The following is a 17,788-nucleotide window of genomic DNA, read 5'->3' as shown; positions in this document are numbered from 1 at the left end:
TGTACCAATGTTGATTGCGCCGGATCCGGAGCGCGCAGGCTTGACCCGCAAAGTCGTGGGATTTGATCAGGACGGATTGCCTGTGGAAATCGATGTCGTCGAGGAACGACCGTTAACGATTTACCTCAACAGTCAAGAGATCGTTACGGCCATGACAATTGGTGATTACCCCGATTATCTCGCGCTTGGGTTTCTGCGTAATCAGGGGATGTTGAACGCGGATGATGTTGTGACGGGCGTCGATTATGATGAGGACTTGAAGGTCGTTGTTGTTCGTACAGAACGCAAGACCGACTATGAGGAAAAAATGCGCAAGAAGACCCGCACAAGTGGCTGTGCCGTGGGGACCGTATTTGGCGATATGATGGAGGGGCTGGAGGCGCTTGAGTTGCCCAAAGTCGAGGTAAGGACGAGTTGGCTCTATGCGTTGGCGGACAGTATTAATCGTATGCCAAGCCTGTATTTGACGGCTGGAGCCATTCATGGAACGGTGCTGTGCTATCAGGATAAGCCGTTGGTTTATATGGAAGATGTTGGTCGGCACAACGCCGTGGACAAGGTTGCGGGATGGATGTTTTCCACGGGGGCTGATCCGTCGGATAAAATTATGTACACGACGGGGCGCCTTACCAGCGAGATGGTTATTAAATGCGCGCAAATGGGCATTCCAACCCTTGTGTCCCGTTCGGGGTTTACCGCTTGGGGGGTTGAGATTGCACAGTCGATTGGGCTGACCCTTATCGGGCGCATGCGTGGGCAACGCTTTACGTGTTTGTCGGGGGAAGAGCGCCTTATCCGGGATGTAAAACCCGTGATGCGCAACAAGGAGGCGTCGCAATGAAAGCACCATTAGGCGTTATCTTGGCTGGCGGGGAATCGCGGAGAATGGGGGGCGGGGACAAGTGTTTGACCCACCTTGGTGACGTGCCATTGTTGACGCATGTGATTGAGCGTCTCGAGCCTCAAGTTGCCGAACTTTCCCTCAATGCGAATGGCGACCCGGTTCGGTTTTCGGCGTTCAACCTCACGATTCTCGGCGACACGATTGAGGGCTTTGCTGGGCCATTGGCGGGGGTGCTTGCGGGGCTAGATTGGGCCGCAGAGCAGGGGGCGGATCATATCGTTACCGCCGCCGCCGACACACCATTTTTCCCTGCGGACATTGTACCAAGACTGTTGCTCGCGTCGGAAACCGAAAACTTACCGATTGCGATGGCGGCGACGCCAAATGAAGCGGGAAAAGTGATGTTACATCCAGTTTTCGGGCTGTGGCCAGTAGCCCTGCGGGAGGATTTGCGTGTCGCGCTAAAGGGCGGCGTGCGCAAGGTTATCCTTTGGGCCGATGTGCACGGAGTGGCAAAGGCCGTTTTCCCAACCGACCCGTTTGATCCCTTTTTTAACGTGAATACCCCAGGAGATTTGGCACAAGCGCGTGCATTTTTGGCGGCCAGCGCATGAGGGTTTTTGGAATCACGGGTTGGAAAAACAACGGCAAAACGGGCCTGATGGAGCGACTGATCGCCGAGATTACACGGCGGGGGTTCTCAGTTTCCACGACCAAACACGCCCATCATCGGTTTGATATCGATCAGGAAGGCAAAGACAGCCATCGGCACCGAACCGCAGGCGCAAAGCAGGTGCTGCTTTCATCGTCCCAACGCTGGGCGTTGATGGACGAATTACGTGGAGAACAGGAGCCGGACCTCGCGGTACATTTGGCGCGACTAGATACTGTTGATTTGGTTTTGGTTGAAGGGTTTAAGGCGTCACCCCACCCCAAAATAGAAGTGCATCGCGCGGAGGTGGCGCGGGAGGCGCTCATTTGCCTAAAGGATGCGAGCATTGTTGGCGTGGCTTCAGATCAACCGCAGAATTTGCACCTCCCTGTTTTCGATTTGGACGACACGGCAGGGATAGCGGATTTTATTCTAGCACATGTCGGACTAGGGGGCAGCGTGGTTCCCCCGCTCAAAGACGATTGCTTTGCCTTGCCAGAAGGAATGCATTGGACGCCGGTTCAGGAGGCATTGGACCGCTTGAAGGGGCAGTTATCAACGGTGGTTGGCGCTGAGAAAATTCCGTTGGACGCAGCTTTGGGGCGCATTTTGGCTTTGGATCAAGTGGCTTTGCGGGCCAATCCGCCCGCGGCAAACTCGGCGGTTGATGGGTATGGGTTTTCCAATTCTCGCGGTGCGGGTTTTCAAGAATTGCAAGTGCTGGACGGGCGTGCCGCTGCGGGTGCCCCGTATGAGGGATCTGTCGCGGCGGGTCAGGCCGTGCGCATTTTGACGGGGGCAGTTTTGCCCGCCGGAGTTGACAGTGTGGTGATGCAAGAAGATGTCGCTTTCCAAGGGGGCGCGATCAAATTTAACGGGCCACTCAAGCCGCGAGCGAACACCCGCCGCGCGGGCGAGGATGTGGATAAGGGGGAGGTCATTTTGCGCGCGGGGCAAAGGCTGTCCGCGCCCGAGATCGCTATTCTGGCGGCGACGGGCACGCAGGATGTTCCGGTTTTTCAACGGTTGCGCGTGGGTGTGCTTTCAACGGGGGACGAAATTGTCGCGCCGGGAAGTACGCAAAACCCGTCGGCAACATATGACGCCAATCGCCCGATGCTGTTGTCGCTTGCAGCGGCGTGGGGCCACGTAGCGGTGGATCTTGGACATGTGAAGGATGATCGTGATGTGCTTGAAGCGGCGCTCAATGCTGCGGCCGCGCAAGTCGATGTTGTCTTTACTTCTGGCGGCGCGTCGGGGGGCGATGAGGATCATGTGGGGGCACTTTTGGCCGAAAAAGGCGCGCTGCAAACTTGGCGCATTGCGATAAAACCTGGACGGCCATTGGCCTTAGCGATGTGGCAGGACGTGCCGGTATTTGGCCTTCCCGGGAATCCTGTGGCGGCCTTTGTTTGCGCCTTGATTTTTGCGCGTCCGTCGCTGGCCGTTTTGTCTGGGGCGGAATGGGTTGTGCCGCTTGGCTTTAATGTTCCGGCGGCGTTTTCCAAACGAAAGAAACCTGGTAGGCGGGAGTTTTTGCGTGCGCGTTTGGCGGAGGATGGACGGGTTGAAGCTTTTGCCTCGGAAGGGTCAGGGCGGATATCTGGGCTGAGCTGGGCGAATGGATTGATCGAACTTTCAGAAGATCAGACCGAAATCAAAGAGGGTTCGCCCGTTCGGTTTTTACCATTTTCGGGTTTTGGAATTTAGTCGAAGGTACCCGAGACGCGGCCCAAAAGCATAAATGCCCGCGCGGTTCTTGTATCAGTAATTTCGGCGATTTCCATGTCGGTGGCGTCGGCCTCAAAGACGGAAAAGGTTTTGTCGAACTGGCGCAAAAAATGATGTGACGTGTCGCGGAAAATGGGGTCCTGACGCATACGTCCCGCAGTTAACGCCAAGCAAGACCGATCCCGAATGCCGCCAATAACCGCCACTGTCCGACCACGTTCCCCATTGGCAAACTGGCGCCAGATGTCGGGGCGCGCCCGATCCGGGCGCAGGTCGTCCATGTAAATCCCGTCTTGACTGAGCAGGGTCAAAACGTCTTGTGCGGACTGGATGAGGCGGGAGGCTTCGCGATCTTTGAGGGCACGACGCAGGGCGGCGAAACCTTCTTTGTCCTCGGCATTTTCGGGGAAATTCACGGCCCGAATAAAATCAGCTTTGGACAAGGGCGGCGCGATGTCCTCAGAGGATGTGCCGAGGGCCAACGTTGGTTGCGCGTCATAGGATTGTCGGGCAGTGGTCAGGGTCGCAGACTTGATCAACATTGGGGCAGGCGCACTCGCTGGGCGAGATGTGGCAAAGGTTGCGATCGTGGATTCGGTTTGTCGCTGCGCGGAAACGATCTGGTCCAATTTCTCAACCACGGACGGAATATTGGCCAGCGTGACGCTCTGCTGTTGGGCAACATAGCTAAGGCGCATGGCGTCGATTGAAGCTTGGAGGCGCGCACCCTCGTCGCGGATGGTCCGCGCGCTGCGCGCCGATAAAACACCTACCCAAACAACCGCGACGGGCAGGAAAACGGCTACCAAAGTCATGATAAACCGCAACGACTCAAGTTGAGCTGCTGCGGTGTCGCCTTGAGACATCAAGACAATAGCTGCAACGCCGACCATCCATACAGCCGACAACGCGACAGCAAGCTTTTCTGGCCTCGAAAGGCCCGCTGCTGTGGCGCGTTGGGAGCTAACTCCCAAGTCCAGTGTCTCTTGTTTTTCGGTACCCGCCATGGAGAACTTTCCGCTTTGGTATTACTGAAAGACGATTTTCAGGATTTCGTAATCACGTGTCCCACCAGGAGCGTTAAAAACAATACTGTCGCCTTCTTCCTTGCCGATGAGGGCGCGAGCGAGCGGGGATTTAATGTTGAGAAGGCCTTTTTCAAGGTTCGCCTCCGGCTCCCCAACGATCTGGTAAGTTTTTTCCTCGTCCGTGTCTTCGTCCACAATTGTGACGGTGGCACCGAATTTAATCGTGCCCGACAAGGCGGCAACATTGATGACTTCGGCAAGCGAAATTATGGCCTCAAGTTCTTTGACTCGGCCTTCAATAAAACTATGTTTTTCGCGGGCGGAGTGGTACTCGGCGTTTTCAGAAAGATCACCGTGCTCACGCGCTTCGGCAATCGCACTAATTATGAGCGGCCGTTCAACAGTTTTCAATTTCTTTAATTCTACTTCAAGCCGAGAGAACCCAGCTTGGGTCATTGGTATTTTTTCCATGGGTGCCCTATGTGAATGAATGGGTTATTGGCAACACATACTTGTTAATTCAAGCTTGGCATAAAAAGTCAATAGTGTGTCAGCAGAAGTCCCACTAATAACGACCGAAAAATAGTATTTAAAACAGGCAGTTTAGTGCGAGTATATTTCTATCTAGTTGCGGGCCATTTATTTGCGGGCTTTGCGATCGTTTGGTTTTTCACGGATGTTCCGCTCGAGATCTACAGAAATTTTTGGCATGAAGTTTTACTGGCACCCTTAAGCCTCTTGCTTGATGGAAGTTGGGCTTTTCTGGGAATTATTGTTTTCGGGCTTATTTTTGCACGAGACCTGTTGCGCGAGCGGTTACCGTTAGCGTTTGTCGTCGGAATTCTCGCTGGAATTCAACACTTGGTGTTTACCCTTATCAAGACAACGATGGTGAATATTAGTCCATTTTATGCTGATCCATTCTTGATTGAAGTCGACGAGCTTCTTTCTTTTGGAAGGACACCGTGGGAGCTGACGCACCAATTTCAGGCCTATATCCCTGAAGCTTTGACAACCTTTATTTACCTAAAAGTTTGGCTGGCAATCGGCGTCATTTTTCCAGTAATTTTGCTGGTTGTGGACAGTAATAAAGAGCGGGTGGGCCGATTTTTAATTTTGTACTTCGCATCTTGGGTTGTGCTTGGGAATGTAATCGCGCTCGTTTTCATGTCCTGTGGTCCGATCTTCTTTGACCGCGTTTACGGTGGAAATGACTTTGCGCCGCTGCTCGAAGCCCTCAATACTTCGGGGACAATGGGCGGAGCTGTGGGTTTCATTCAGGAATACTTGTGGGAAAATTATGTGGAGGGAAATCAGCACCTCGGGACGGGAATTTCCGCCTTCCCAAGCGTTCACATCGGAGTTGCAACAATGTTTGCGCTTTATATTTACGAGCGCTTCCCCAAAACATTGCCCATTTGCATCGCCTTCGTACTCACTTACTTGTTTTTGTCGGTTTTTCTGGGGTGGCATTACGTGGTGGACGGATATGTTTCGATCCTGTTCATCGTCCTGCTTTGGAAATTTTTGCTATGGCAATCGCGCAAAACTGGCGAAGTCGTGGTTTAGTCCATGAAATTTTTGTGGTCGTTGCCGATCATTCCGTTGCTTGGGCGCGGTTTAACGTGGTGTCACGATTGACCCTTTTCCCTCTCACGGGTATCGCTAAAAGCGAGAGAGCAAGAATGTGAGGCGCCTTACGGGTGCGGGAAGGGATGAAATGGCCGATATTGAACGCGAATCCATGGAGTATGATGTTGTGATTGTTGGCGCGGGACCTGCGGGTCTGTCAGCGGCGATCAGGCTCAAGCAATTGGACGCAGATCTTAACGTTGTTGTGTTGGAAAAAGGCAGCGAAGTCGGGGCTCATATTCTTTCGGGCGCGGTTTTAGACCCAGCAGGCTTAAACGCATTGATCCCCGACTGGAAAGAGCGCGGCGCGCCGATCACGGTTCCGGTCAAAAAGGACAACTTCCTGTTTTTGGGCGAAGCAGGCTCCGTCCGTATTCCTAATTTCCTCATGCCACCCTTGATGAACAATCATGGCAATTACATTGTTTCGATGGCGAACGTGTGCCGCTGGATGGCGGAGCAGGCCGAAGAGTTGGGCGTCGAAATTTTCCCCGGCATGGCGTGTTCGCAATTGATTTACGGCGAGAACGACGAACTCGTGGGTGTTGTTGCAGGCGAATTTGGCAAAAACCCCGATGGCTCTATTGGCAGTGATTACGAACCCGGAATGGAGTTGCGTGGGAAGTATGTTTTCCTTTCGGAAGGTGCGCGCGGCAGTCTCTCAAAGGAAATTATCGCGAAATACGACCTCGCCAAAGACTCCGATGTGGCAAAATTCGGTCTTGGCATGAAGGAAATTTGGGAGGTTGACCCCGCCCTGCACCGCGAAGGCACCGTCACCCATACAATGGGTTGGCCGCTTAACGGCAACGCGGGCGGTGGCTCGTTTATCTATCACTTGGAAAATAACCAAGTTTACGTCGGCTTTGTTGTGCACTTGAATTACGTAAACCCCTATGTTTTCCCCTATATGGAATTCCAACGGTTCAAGCACCATCCTGAAATCGCAAAACTTCTCAAAGGTGGCCGTCGCGTGGCTTATGGCGCACGGGTGATTTCCGAAGGCGGCTATCAGTCGATGCCCAAGGCCGTTTTCCCAGGCGGCGCACTTTTGGGATGTTCTGTTGGACTCGTGAACCTGCCGCGCATCAAAGGCAATCACAACGCTATGTTCTCGGGGAAATTTGCCGCCGAGGCCGCATTCGACGCCATAAAGGGCGGGCGTTCGGGCGACGAGTTAACCGAGTACAACACCGAATTGCGCACCGGCGTCATTGCCAAAGACCTCAAAAAAGTGCGCAACGTGAAGCCGCTTTGGTCGAAACTGGGCCTGATCGCTTCGCTGACACTTGGCGGGTTTGATATGTGGACCAATACGCTTTTCGGGCTTTCCCTTTTTGGGACGCTAAAGCACGGCAAAAACGATGCTGAAGCCACAGGGCTGGCAGCCGATCACAAAGAAATCATTTATCCTAAGCCGGATGGAACGCTGTCCTTTGATCGCCTCACAAACGTTAGTTTTTCGGCGACCAACCATGAGGAAAGTCAGCCAAGTCACTTGCATTTGGCCGATCCCAGTCTGCCAATTTCGGTGAACCTGCCCAAATATGCGGAACCCGCCCAAAGATACTGTCCAGCTGGGGTCTATGAGGTGATTGACGACCCAAGCACAGGCCCAAGATTCCAAGTGAACTTCCAAAACTGCGTTCACTGCAAAACCTGTGACATCAAAGACCCGAGCCAAAATATCACTTGGGTTACCCCCCAAGGCGGCGACGGGCCTAACTACCCAAATATGTGAGCAATTATTCTCACAAGACTGTGCGGAGGCCGTTGATTGCGCGCCTCCGCATTGCGTTGCGGCATGTGAATGTTTAAGTTCAGGGTAACGCAACGAATTGCCAAAGGCCTGATTGTTTGAAACACTCCTTTTTGCGCACCGCGCTTCTCTCCACCGCTCTGATTTTCTCTGGTTTTTCGGCGCAATCCGAAGGACTTTCTGGAGCCTATCTTGCCGCCAGAAGCGCCAGTACCGCCGCTGATTTTGAGGAAGCCGTCGTGTATTTTACACGCGCCCTCGCGCTGGACCCCGACAACACTTTCCTGTTGAATAACGCTGCGGCGTCTTTCCTGTCCTTAGGGCAAATCGAAAGTGCGATCCCGATTGCGACGACCCTCGAAGAGCAAGGTATTTATTCACAAATAGCGGACCTTGTTTTGACGATAGAGGAGATCAGAAACGGCGAGTACGACACCGTTTCCAAGCGCATTAAAGATGGCGCTGATCTTGGCCCCGTTCTAACGCAACTCATTGATGCATGGGCAGAACTTGGCAGTGGTAAAATGTCGGTTGCGCTCGAGAAGTTTGATGCGCTTGAGGCACAACCCAGCTTTGAGGGTATAGCGAACTTCCATAGAGCCTTGGCACTCGGCTCAGTGGGCGACTACGGCGCAGCACTAGAAGTATTTGAAAGCATTGAGGAAAAAGGATTTTCGCATACACGTTCAACCCTGATTGCCTATGTGGAAATTTTGAGCCAAATGGAGCGGAATGACGACGCGCTCGTAGCGCTTGGGAAGGCCTATAATCTTGGGAATGCGGACCCTGAGTTCGCCGATCTTTATGCACGTTTAGAAAACGGTGAAACGCTTGCGTTTACTGCCGCTCCATCGGCCCGTGAAGGCGTAGCCCAAGCGGCGTTTACCCTTGCTGAAATCTTGTCGGTTGAAGGCACGCCTGACCAAACGATCCTTTATTCCCGTATGGCAGAAATTCTGGACCCCAGTTTTATTCCAGCGGTATTGCTCACGGCTGAAATGCTAGAAGAATTGGAGCAATTTGACTTAGCGACCAAGGCGTACGCAAAAGTGCCCACCGACCATCCTTCGTTCCATCTGGCCGAAATTGGCCGCGCAGAAACTTTAAGGCGGGCCGGAAAGCCAGAGGCTGCGGTCGAAGTATTGCGTACCCTGTCTAAAAACCGCCCAGAATTGCCCGCTGTCCTGATCGGGCTGGGTGATCTATTGCGCAGCCAAGAGGAGTATTTGGGCGCGATTGAGGCTTATGACGGGGCCTTGGAGCTCTTTCCTGAGATTACACCGAACTTGTGGTTTGTGTTCTATTCTCGTGGAATTTCGCACGAACGCTCGCAGGATTGGGAAAAGGCTGAGGCTGACTTCCGTCAAGCATTGGCACTCTACCCAGATCAACCTCAAGTGCTGAATTATCTCGGATACTCGATGGTTGAGAAAAACGAAAACCTCGATGAAGCTCTTGAAATGATTGAAAAAGCCGTGGAGGCGCGCCCCGAAGATGGCTATATAATAGATTCTCTCGCGTGGGCCTATTACAAGCTCGGACGCTATGAAGAGGCAGCCGAATTGATGGAAAAGGCTGCGCAATTAGAACCCGTAGATCCCGTTGTAAGCGATCATTTGGGCGACGCGCTTTGGATGGTTGACCGCAAGATTGAAGCCGAATTTCAATGGCGTCGGGCACTGTCGTTTGAACCCGAAGAAAAGGATGCCGATCGCATCCGTCGCAAACTAGAAGTCGGATTGGACGAGGTCTTGGCGGATGAAGAAATTGCGACCGAAGACTAGGTTGAAATGGAATTCGCTCCCGCAAAAATAAACCTGACACTGCATGTCACAGGGCGGCGTGCGGATGGGTACCACCTTCTCGATAGCCTCGTGGTGTTCGCAGATATCGGCGACTATGTTGGAGCCACGAATTCAGACATACTTTCCCTGGCGGTTGAAGGGCCAGAGGGGGCGGGGCTTGCCAAGGAAAAAGACAACCTTGTCTTGCGTGCTGCGCGTTTGTTGAATCCTGGGCAACCGGTCGCTTTGACACTGCAAAAAAATCTGCCAACGGCTTCTGGGATTGGAGGTGGGTCTGCCGATGCTGCGGCAACTCTGCGGTTGCTTGCTCGTCATTGGGCGCTGCCTTTGCCAAAGAGTTCCGATGTGCTTCAACTCGGGGCGGACGTGCCCGTGTGTTTGTCGTCTACTACGGCTAGAATGCAAGGAATTGGCGAAGTCTTAACCGCCGTTCCCAAACTGCCTGATATGGCCCTTTTATTGATCAATCCACGTCAGAGTGTAGCAACACCAGATATTTTCAAGGCATTGGAAAACAGCCATAATACAGCAATGGATGACGTGCCGGACTGTTCCAGTTTGGACGAGTTTTGTAGATGGCTTGCGCACCAGCGCAATGATCTTCAGGCACCCGCAATCGCGGTTCAGCCTGTCATTTCCCGAGTACTTGAAGCGATTTCTCAGACTGGTGCGCTCCTCTCCCGAATGTCGGGTTCTGGGGCGACGTGTTTTGGCGTGTTTCCTGATTCTGCGGCCGCCTCAAAGGCCGCAGAAAAAATCTCCGAAGCGTATCCAACTTGGTGGGTGAAATCCGCTCGTATCCTAGAATAGGTTCCTAAAACTCAACGCCGATCTGCGCTTTGATACCCGCGCGGAAGGGGTGTTTGATAAGTTCCATTTCCGTCACCAGATCAGCGGCTTCAATGAGGGCTTCCTTGGCGTTGCGCCCTGTCAGAACAACATGGGTCATCGGCGGTTTCTCGGTCGTCAAAAACTCGACCACATCGTTCACATCAATATAGTCGTACCGCATCGCGATGTTGATTTCATCAAGCAAAACCATTTTGTTTTCGGGATTACGAATGAGTTCTTTTGCCTTTTCCCAAGCGGCGGTCGCCATTTCGATATCGCGTGATTTATCTTGGGTTTCCCAGGTAAACCCTTCACCCATCGTATAAAATTCGCAAGCGTCACTAAATTTGTCGAGGATAAGGTCGCGTTCACCAGTGCTCATCCCGCCTTTGATGAATTGCACGACGGCGCATTTCATATCATGCGCAATACAGCGAAAAATCATCCCAAATGCCGCGCTGGATTTGCCTTTTCCCTTGCCCGTATGGACAATGATCAGGCCTTTCTGGTCGGTTTTTGTCGCCATGATTTTATCACGAGCGGCCTTCTTCTTGACCATTTTCATCGCGTGGCGTTCTGTATCTTCGCTCATGGCAGACTCCTCTTTTCGAGATGACTTTGGAGGCAGAAGGGGCGGGTTGCAAGGGTGCTTTTCCGTGTGATGCGTAAGGGTTTGTTAACCACGCAGCCTTAACCTTTCCTAAACAACATCAGGAATCTGGAAAATGCGTGCAATTGTGATCCTACTTGCTGTGCTTTTAGTCGTGGCAGGCTGTGACAGCCCGCACCCGCGCACGAAAGGCTTCGAGGTCACCAAGTTGAGCGTCGAGGGTAGCGATTTCTCCGTCCGCTCCAACGGCGAAGTAGTTGAGGCAATTCGCACCAATTACGCACCCCGCCGCGATTTCGGGCGCGTTTTATTGCGCGCGGTTGTCGCGATGGAACTGGCAACAGGATGTGTCGTCGATCAAACAACAGTTAAGGGCGATCCTGCACTCATGGCAGCGCGAATCGACTGTTAGCGCGATTTTAATTGGTCCAACAGCGCACGCGCAGAGTTAGAACGCGGTGTCCAAAGGCCGCGTTCAATCGCTTCATCCAGTCGCTGCGCTATTTCCTGTAACGCGGGCGCATTGTGCTCGGCTATGAAGGTGCGGACGGTTTCATCCTCTAGAAATGCTTGATGGACGGCATCAAAATGGTGGCTTTTTACGGCCCCCGTCGTTGCCGCAAACGCGAACATATAATCCACGGTGGCGGCCATCTCAAAGGCCCCTTTATACCCATGACGCATCACGCCGTTAATCCATTTCGGATTGACAACACGGCTGCGAACCACGCGTCCGATCTCGTCCTCTAGGCGGCGAATAACGGGGCGTTCCGGCCGCGAGTGATCGTTATGATAGATCGGCCGATCAACGCCTTGAAGGGTATGCACGGCTGCCGCAGCCCCTCCCTCAAATTGATAATAATCGTCGCTATCAAGTAGGTCGTGCTCACGGTTGTCTTGATTTTGAACGATGGCTTCGGTCTGTGAGAGGCGGGTTTCAAATTGCGCACGTGCACGCGTTCCCTCGGCCCCTTTGCCATAGGCATAGCTGCCCCATTCTAGGTAGGCCTCCGCGAGATCGGATTTATTTGCCCAGAGTTGCTCATCAATCAAAGCCTGAAGGCCCGCGCCATAGGCCCCCGGTTTTGAGCCGAATACGCGGTGTGAATTCTCAAGCCCTTCCGCCAACATGCGTGCCCGTGCAGGGTTGGTTGCTGCGGGTTCGTCAAGCGCCATAACCGCGCGCGCGGCACTGTCGATGAGCGCAATAAGTTGTGGAAACGCGTCGCGGAAAAACCCTGACACTCGGAGGGTGACATCCACGCGAGGCCGCCCCAAGACCCCCTGTGGAAGGACTTCAAATCCCGTAACACGCCGATTTGCCGCGTCCCACGTCGGCTTGACCCCCATGAGCGCCAAGGCTTGGGCAATATCGTCCCCACCCGTGCGCATATTTGCGGTTCCCCACGCGGTCAAAAGCATGGTTTGGGGCCAGTCTCCGTGATCTTGTAGGTGGCGCTCAATCAATAGGTTTGCGGATTTCCATCCCAAGGCCCAAGCCGTCGGCGTGGGGACCGCTCGCCCGTCAACACTATAGAAATTGCGTCCGGTTGGAAGGGTATCAAGCCGCCCACGTGTGGGAGCGCCGGATGGCGCCGGGGCAACGAATTGCCCTGCAAGGGCGGTGAGGAGACCCGTCATTTCCGCAGGGCCGCAGGCCGCAACTTTTGGACGTACGCTCGTTCTAACTTCCCGCAAAACCGCTTCCGACTGTGGGCCGGGAGCCTCTTTTCCATCTAACATCGCGCTCGCGAATAACTCCAACCGCTCGACAGTATCTCCAAGGCTTCGCCAAGTATCCGTTGTGATCTCCGCGAGTTCGCTGGGTTTCTCTACAGCATGGGGCGCCGCCATATCACAATCCAAGGGATCGAATTCAAATCCAAAATCCACTGCAAGTGCTCGGATCAGAGACGCATTCCCCCCCCGACCATCGCCGCGCGGCACCCGAACAAGTGCCTGCACTAGATCCCTCTCAAGGCGCCCAATCGGACTCTCGCCAAAAACGTGCAGCCCGTCGCGAATTTGCGCTTCTTTTAGATCGCATAAATAGGCATCGAGTTTGGCCAAATCGCCGTCTTCGTCAGTTCCAGTAAGCCCTGCGTCTTCGCCCAATCCAGTGCTGCTAGTCAGGCTTAAAATTTCGCGTCTTAGATACTCAATCCGCCGTGGATCAACCCCCGCCGCCTCATAGTATTCGTCAACAAGCCCCTCCAGATCACGCATTGGCCCATAGCTTTCGGCGCGGGTAAGCGGTGGTGTTAGGTGGTCAATAATGACGGCCTGCGCACGGCGTTTGGCTTGTGTACCTTCGCCCGGATCATTGACGATAAACGGGTAAATATGCGGCATTGGGCCAAACACAGCCTCGGGGTAGCATTCCTGAGAAAGGGCAACAGCCTTTCCGGGAAGCCATTCCATATTCCCGTGCTTGCCCATGTGCACAATCGCATGTGCCCCAAAGGTTTCACGTAGCCAAAAGTAGAACGCAAAATAATTGTGGGGCGGTACCAAGTCGGGTGAATGGTAGGTCTCTTTCGGGTCAATATTATACCCCCGCGCAGGCTGAATGCCCACGACAACATTGCCATACTCCAAAACCGAAAGGGCAAAGCTTCCGCCCTCAAAGAAAGGGTCCGTTTCGGGAGCGCCCCAACGGTCTTCAATCTGGCGGCGCATGTCATAGGGAAGTGCGTCATAGAGCGTGCGATAGTCGGGGAGGGCAAGGCGGACACCACCGTCTCGTCGGGCGCGATCCGTTAGCCAATTCGTGGGTCCCGCGAGGATCGATTGCATCAACGCGTCGCTGTCTTGAGGCGCATTTCGTACCGTATATCCCGCGTCATTTAAGGAGGCGAGTGTACCGCAAGTCGCTGCTGGGGCATCTAAACCCACGCCATTGGCGAGGCGTCCGTCCTTGTTCGGATAATTCGCCAAAACCAACGCTACTTTGCGTTTTTCGACAGGCGCATTGCGCAACCGCGCCCAATTTGCCGCAAGTTTTGCCACAAATTCCACACGGTCGCCCTGTGCGCGATATCCCGCGATGGCGCATTCGGTCTCCTCGTCAAAAAATGCTTCGCCCTTGAAACTGACAGCGCGGCTCAAAATGCGTCCATCCACTTCGGGAAGCGCGACATTCATTGCGATATCGCGTGCGGCGAGACCAAACATTCCCTCACTCCAAGCCGCTTCTGAGCTGGCTGAGAACACCACTTGGAAAACGGGCGAGGCATTTGCAGCAGGCATTACAAGGGGGTTCGATGCCCCGTTGGAATGCTCTCCTTCTTGTGGCGATCCTGTGGCAAAGGAGGTCGCGTTCAAAATAACACTTGGTGTCGCTTGGGTGAATAAATACTCAAGGGTTTCCACGGAAACTGGATCTTTGAGGGAGGCCACGAAGATCGGCAGTGGGTTTAGCCCTTGGCGCAGAAGGGATTTCACCAACCGATTTACAGGATTTAGGCCCGCGCCTTGAACCAAAGCACGATAAAACACTAGCGGTACAACGGGCGCGTTTTCCGTCCATGCCGCTTGCGCAGTTGGGAGATCAGAGATTCCAGCTCCGGGCCAATAAACGCCCGCCCGCAACAAGGGCCGCGCGGCTTCTGGGCGGGGGGCGTCGGAGAGCATTGCCTGCGCATAGTCCAAGAAATGTGTCGCGTTTTCGGGGCCGCCTTCCACGAGGTAGGCCCAAAGCGCATTGTAATCGTCACGAGAAACGGTCGAGAGGTCCCGCAATTCGTCATCGGGTTTGTCGTCTCCGGGAAGGGCGACGAATGCCACCCCCGCCGCGTGTAAATGTGCGGCGTATTGCACAAGGCCGTATTTCCAATAGCCCGCTCCGCCCAAAACCCGCGCGATCACCAATTTACACTTACGCGCACAGGCGTCGATATGGAGGTCCACCGACATCGGGTGTTGCAGATGCATCAGACTCGCAAGGCGCAAACTTGGCGGATTCTGCATTTCCCGCCGCGCTTCTGAAAGGGCTGCTAGCTCTGTGTCCGCCGCCGAGATGAACAGAATATCAGCGGGCGTTTGCCCTAGATCAACGGGCTCAGTTCCGTCGTCGACATTCCCGGGAGTGGCGGCCAAAAGATGCATTAAAGGGTCAGCTCCATAAAATAGCTCAGGGGATCGGCGGCATAGTCGCCAAAGGGGCCACAATAGGTAAACCCATGTTTTTCGTAGAGCGCGTGCGCGGCGCGCAGGCTGTCACCGGTTTCGAGGTACAGCTTTGAGAGGCCGGACGCGCGTGCGTTGGAAATTAGCTCCGTCAAGATCAGGTTCGCGACACCTTTGCCCCTTGCCGCTTCCGAGACGAACATCGATTTTATTTCGCCATAGCTGCCCTTGTTCGCCAAGGCGCCACATCCCAAATGTTGCGCCCCTTCGCTTGCGACCAGAAAGGTTATCTCAAGACCGCAAAGCGCATCCACCGACAAAAAGTGGTTCGATTCCGCCGGAAAGAGCGACTGCATCAGACTGTGATGCGCCGTAAGGAGTTCTACGGTGCGCGGGTCTTTTGGGTCGCCTATTCCGACGGAGATTTTCACGCGCTTAAGGCCGCGCGGATCGCGCCCTGATCTAGGCCTGCTTCGCCAATAACAACGAGTTTGGTTTCGCGTTTTTGTTCGCCAAAGGGTTGATCGAAATAGGTATCAACACGAGGGCCAACCGCTTGAAGCGTCAGGCGCATGGGCTTGCCCTGGACCGCAACGAAGCCTTTCAAACGAAGAATGCTGTGGCTGCGAATGACATCCGAAACCTTCTGGGCAAAGGCCGTGTGATCGGCGACCTCAGCAAGGGCTACGATGAAGCTTTCGAATTCGTCGTGGCCGTGCGTGTGTTCATCGTGGTGGTCGTCATCCTCATCGTGGTGGTGATGATGGTGATGAATTTCGTGCCGCGCCGAAAGATCGGCCTCGGCTCCGACGCCTTGCCCGAGCAAAACATCGACGGGCAACGCACCCAATGTCGATTTTACCACTTGGACTCCGTCACGGCTTTCCCCGCGCAATTTGCCAACCAAAGCATCGATTTCTTCTGCGCTCAAAAGGTCGGCTTTGTTGACCACAATCATGTCGGCACAAGCGATCTGATCCTCAAACAATTCCGAAAGCGGCGTTTCGTGGTCAAGGTTCTCGTCCTGTTTGCGTTGTGCATCGACGGCGGCAATGTTGTGCGCAAACTGGCCATCCACAACCGCACGTCCGTCCACCACGGTGACAACGCCATCGACCGTCACTTTGGTCGCAATCGCGGGCCAATTGAACGCCCGCACGAGGGGTTGTGGCAGCGCGAGGCCGGAGGTTTCGATTACGATATGATCCGGTGCATTCTCACGGGCGAGGAGCTTTTCCATGGTCGGCACGAAATCTTCGGCAACCGTACAACAGATACAACCGTTGGAAAGTTCCACAATATCGTCTTCGGTGCAGGTCTCTTCGCCACAGCCTTTGAGGATATCCCCGTCCACGCCCAGATCGCCGAATTCGTTTATGATTAACGCAATCCGTTTCCCTCTTGCGTTCTGCAAAATATGGCGGATGAGGGTGGTCTTGCCCGAGCCAAGGAAACCAGTGACGATCGTAGCAGGTATCTTTTGTGCCATGGATGGCCTCACTTTCAGATTTGGAAAGCTGCGCAAAGAACACGCCCCTGCGCAGGTTGTTTATACCGTTTGCCTATGCCAGACCGCGCCAGCAACACCACCCATGATGGCCCAACTCGCACAGGCAACCGCAAGGGAGCGACTGACGAAAAGCGCCGAGAGTTCGGGGGGGGCAACGCCCGCATAGAACTCAAGGTGAGGCGCGCCGATGATATGGGGCGCGGCGATGAAGATCGCGCCTAAAACCATCCAATAGGCGCGGTTCCCAAAGGCAATAAGCGCAAGGCCCACGAGGGTTGCGACGACGGTTGTGATCCACCACATTTGCCGCAGAAAAATGTCCTCTGCGGGGGTGCCCGGCAATTCAGGGAATAGTCCCGCAGCGGGGGCGAGTTGAACGGCAATAAAGCCTGCCAATCCCCAAACTATCCCCGATTTGGGCGTGACCTCGTACCCAGCGGACGCTGCTGTCGCGATTCCTGCGACAAGTATGAGCGCAAAGCCCGTGAACACAATGATGTTCATCGCCACGGTCATCCCGTGCCGCGTAATGAGTTCGCTGGTGGTTGGCGGTATTTCCACTTCCACTTCGATAGGAGCAGGGTCTTCGCCCTCCACAATCAAAACGCCTGCGAAATGGTTTTTCGCACCGGTTTCATATTCCTCACCCTCAAGAAGTACGGGGGTGACAAGCCAAAATTGCAGCAGAGCCGAAAGCAGCCCTGCAGCAATACCAGCGAACAACGCGCTGGTAAAAATCTGTTTAAACATTGTTTAGTGGCAGGGGAACGCGATGGCGTGGCGCGTATCGTGGGCCGAGTCATGCAACATGGAAGCCTGTGCGAAGCCCGCGAGGGAGATTAACACTACGCCAGCGAGAGCCGCTGCAAATATTGGTAGAATACCAGTTTGGACTTGGGCAATAGGAGCCGCGAGAACTTTTGCATCTGTGCGTGTTTTGTTTTGTTCGTTCATTCTATCATTCCTTTTTCCGTCACACCCGACGGTTCGGTTACGTTGCTGCAAGGCTGGTCTCCTGGCTCGCGGGTCAAAGTGCGATGTCACCTTCCCAGATTGTTGGTTTCCCAACGCTCCAGTGGTATTTGACATCCACTCACCGCTTACAGTCGCGGGGGCGGCTGCGGCATCAGGCCCCTGATTGGGTCACCCTCACCGCATTCCCATTTATCCCCTGCCGCTTGGCGGCATGAATGGGGATACCATGCCGTTTCTTTCTGAGGGGGATACGGGGGGTGGGTCAAGTAGAATCCTGCCGGCC

Annotated in this window: 16 protein-coding genes and 1 riboswitch; of the genes, 8 read left to right on the top strand and 8 right to left on the bottom strand. The window is 54.3% G+C overall.

The genetic code is table 11. The annotated features are described in order from the left end of the window. Positions 1–7: 7 nt before the first annotated feature. From AB9F26_RS10930 to AB9F26_RS10920, 3 genes are read left to right on the top strand one after another with little or no spacing between them, the layout of a single operon-like run. On the top strand, positions 8–841 hold the full coding sequence (locus tag AB9F26_RS10930; protein ID WP_369768091.1) for a formate dehydrogenase accessory sulfurtransferase FdhD: 834 nt from the start codon (positions 8–10) through the stop codon (positions 839–841). Then, the gene (mobA, locus tag AB9F26_RS10925) at positions 838–1,458 is read left to right on the top strand and encodes a molybdenum cofactor guanylyltransferase MobA (protein WP_369768017.1); all 621 of its coding nucleotides are present in this window, start codon (positions 838–840) and stop codon (positions 1,456–1,458) included. The genes AB9F26_RS10930 and mobA overlap by 4 nt, the downstream gene beginning before the upstream one ends. Further along, the gene (locus tag AB9F26_RS10920) at positions 1,455–3,206 is read left to right on the top strand and encodes a bifunctional molybdopterin-guanine dinucleotide biosynthesis adaptor protein MobB/molybdopterin molybdotransferase MoeA (protein WP_335583813.1); all 1,752 of its coding nucleotides are present in this window, start codon (positions 1,455–1,457) and stop codon (positions 3,204–3,206) included. Before mobA ends, AB9F26_RS10920 begins: the two co-directional genes overlap by 4 nt. Here AB9F26_RS10920 and AB9F26_RS10915 read toward each other — a convergent pair. After that, entirely contained in the window at positions 3,203–4,234 is a 1,032-nt protein-coding gene (locus AB9F26_RS10915) for a hypothetical protein (protein WP_335583812.1), read from the bottom strand. The genes AB9F26_RS10920 and AB9F26_RS10915 overlap by 4 nt on opposite strands. A 21-nt stretch (positions 4,235–4,255) precedes the next feature. Then, a complete protein-coding gene (gene greA, locus AB9F26_RS10910) occupies positions 4,256–4,726 on the bottom strand; it encodes a transcription elongation factor GreA (RefSeq protein ID WP_335583811.1) in 471 nt (156 codons plus the stop codon). 135 nt (positions 4,727–4,861) lie between these two features. Between greA and AB9F26_RS10905 the strand changes: the two genes are divergently transcribed. From AB9F26_RS10905 to AB9F26_RS10890, 4 genes are all read left to right on the top strand, one after another. Beyond that, positions 4,862–5,824 (top strand): phosphatase PAP2 family protein, encoded by a 963-nt coding sequence (locus AB9F26_RS10905; RefSeq protein ID WP_335583810.1) that lies wholly within the window; start codon positions 4,862–4,864, stop codon positions 5,822–5,824. A gap of 151 nt (positions 5,825–5,975) precedes the next feature. After that, complete coding sequence (locus AB9F26_RS10900) at positions 5,976–7,628, top strand: electron transfer flavoprotein-ubiquinone oxidoreductase (protein ID WP_369768016.1); 1,653 nt, start codon at positions 5,976–5,978, stop codon at positions 7,626–7,628. A 116-nt stretch (positions 7,629–7,744) separates the two neighbouring features. After that, entirely contained in the window at positions 7,745–9,430 is a 1,686-nt protein-coding gene (locus tag AB9F26_RS10895) for a tetratricopeptide repeat protein (protein WP_369768015.1), read from the top strand. A 6-nt stretch (positions 9,431–9,436) separates the two neighbouring features. After that, entirely contained in the window at positions 9,437–10,261 is an 825-nt protein-coding gene (locus AB9F26_RS10890; RefSeq protein ID WP_369768014.1) for a 4-(cytidine 5'-diphospho)-2-C-methyl-D-erythritol kinase, read from the top strand. A gap of 4 nt (positions 10,262–10,265) precedes the next feature. Here AB9F26_RS10890 and cobO read toward each other — a convergent pair whose 3' ends face one another. Beyond that, positions 10,266–10,874: a cob(I)yrinic acid a,c-diamide adenosyltransferase gene (gene cobO / locus AB9F26_RS10885; RefSeq protein WP_369754837.1), complete on the bottom strand. Its 609-nt coding sequence runs from the start codon at positions 10,872–10,874 to the stop codon at positions 10,266–10,268. A 133-nt stretch (positions 10,875–11,007) separates the two neighbouring features. On the opposite strand from cobO, the gene AB9F26_RS10880 reads away from it, so the two are divergent. Next, a complete protein-coding gene (locus tag AB9F26_RS10880) occupies positions 11,008–11,304 on the top strand; it encodes a hypothetical protein (protein WP_369768013.1) in 297 nt (98 codons plus the stop codon). Here AB9F26_RS10880 and cobN read toward each other — a convergent pair. Genes cobN through AB9F26_RS10855 form a run of 5 tightly spaced genes read right to left on the bottom strand, consistent with a single transcriptional unit; the run spans position 11,301 to position 17,484 of the window. Beyond that, a complete protein-coding gene (gene cobN, locus AB9F26_RS10875) occupies positions 11,301–14,999 on the bottom strand; it encodes a cobaltochelatase subunit CobN (protein ID WP_369768012.1) in 3,699 nt (1,232 codons plus the stop codon). The two genes, AB9F26_RS10880 and cobN, sit on opposite strands and share 4 nt — an antisense overlap. After that, positions 14,999–15,451 carry a GNAT family N-acetyltransferase gene (locus AB9F26_RS10870; RefSeq protein WP_335583804.1) on the bottom strand — a complete coding sequence of 151 codons (453 nt, stop codon included), beginning with the start codon at positions 15,449–15,451 and terminating at the stop codon, positions 14,999–15,001. Before AB9F26_RS10870 ends, cobN begins: the two co-directional genes overlap by 1 nt. Further along, entirely contained in the window at positions 15,448–16,509 is a 1,062-nt protein-coding gene (cobW, locus tag AB9F26_RS10865) for a cobalamin biosynthesis protein CobW (RefSeq protein WP_369768011.1), read from the bottom strand. Before cobW ends, AB9F26_RS10870 begins: the two co-directional genes overlap by 4 nt. Positions 16,510–16,569: 60 nt before the next feature. Further along, entirely contained in the window at positions 16,570–17,280 is a 711-nt protein-coding gene (locus AB9F26_RS10860) for a CbtA family protein (protein ID WP_335583802.1), read from the bottom strand. Positions 17,281–17,283: 3 nt separating this feature from the next. Then, positions 17,284–17,484, bottom strand: a complete 201-nt coding sequence (locus AB9F26_RS10855; RefSeq protein WP_335583801.1) for a CbtB domain-containing protein — start codon at positions 17,482–17,484, stop codon at positions 17,284–17,286. 33 nt (positions 17,485–17,517) lie between these two features. Further along, positions 17,518–17,749, bottom strand: a riboswitch (cobalamin riboswitch). Between the last annotated feature and the right edge of the window lie 39 nt (positions 17,750–17,788).

The organism is Falsihalocynthiibacter sp. BN13B15 (assembly GCF_041205415.1).
Taxonomy (GTDB): Bacteria; Pseudomonadota; Alphaproteobacteria; order Rhodobacterales; family Rhodobacteraceae; genus Falsihalocynthiibacter; species Falsihalocynthiibacter arcticus.
This window is presented reverse-complemented; position numbering and strand designations above follow the sequence as displayed.

Bases quoted from the DNA above. Each gene is read 5' to 3' on its own strand.
- AB9F26_RS10915 (WP_335583812.1), bottom strand. From the start codon at position 4,234: ATGGCGGGTACCGAAAAACAAGAGACACTGGACTTGGGAGTTAGCTCC.
- mobA (WP_369768017.1), top strand. From the start codon at position 838: ATGAAAGCACCATTAGGCGTTATCTTGGCTGGCGGGGAATCGCGGAGA.
- AB9F26_RS10890 (WP_369768014.1), top strand. From the start codon at position 9,437: ATGGAATTCGCTCCCGCAAAAATAAACCTGACACTGCATGTCACAGGG.
- AB9F26_RS10880 (WP_369768013.1), top strand. From the start codon at position 11,008: ATGCGTGCAATTGTGATCCTACTTGCTGTGCTTTTAGTCGTGGCAGGC.
- greA (WP_335583811.1), bottom strand. From the start codon at position 4,726: ATGGAAAAAATACCAATGACCCAAGCTGGGTTCTCTCGGCTTGAAGTA.
- AB9F26_RS10860 (WP_335583802.1), bottom strand. From the start codon at position 17,280: ATGTTTAAACAGATTTTTACCAGCGCGTTGTTCGCTGGTATTGCTGCA.
- AB9F26_RS10930 (WP_369768091.1), top strand. From the start codon at position 8: ATGTTGATTGCGCCGGATCCGGAGCGCGCAGGCTTGACCCGCAAAGTC.
- AB9F26_RS10900 (WP_369768016.1), top strand. From the start codon at position 5,976: ATGGCCGATATTGAACGCGAATCCATGGAGTATGATGTTGTGATTGTT.
- AB9F26_RS10920 (WP_335583813.1), top strand. From the start codon at position 1,455: ATGAGGGTTTTTGGAATCACGGGTTGGAAAAACAACGGCAAAACGGGC.
- AB9F26_RS10855 (WP_335583801.1), bottom strand. From the start codon at position 17,484: ATGAACGAACAAAACAAAACACGCACAGATGCAAAAGTTCTCGCGGCT.
- cobO (WP_369754837.1), bottom strand. From the start codon at position 10,874: ATGAGCGAAGATACAGAACGCCACGCGATGAAAATGGTCAAGAAGAAG.
- cobN (WP_369768012.1), bottom strand. From the start codon at position 14,999: ATGCATCTTTTGGCCGCCACTCCCGGGAATGTCGACGACGGAACTGAG.
- cobW (WP_369768011.1), bottom strand. From the start codon at position 16,509: ATGGCACAAAAGATACCTGCTACGATCGTCACTGGTTTCCTTGGCTCG.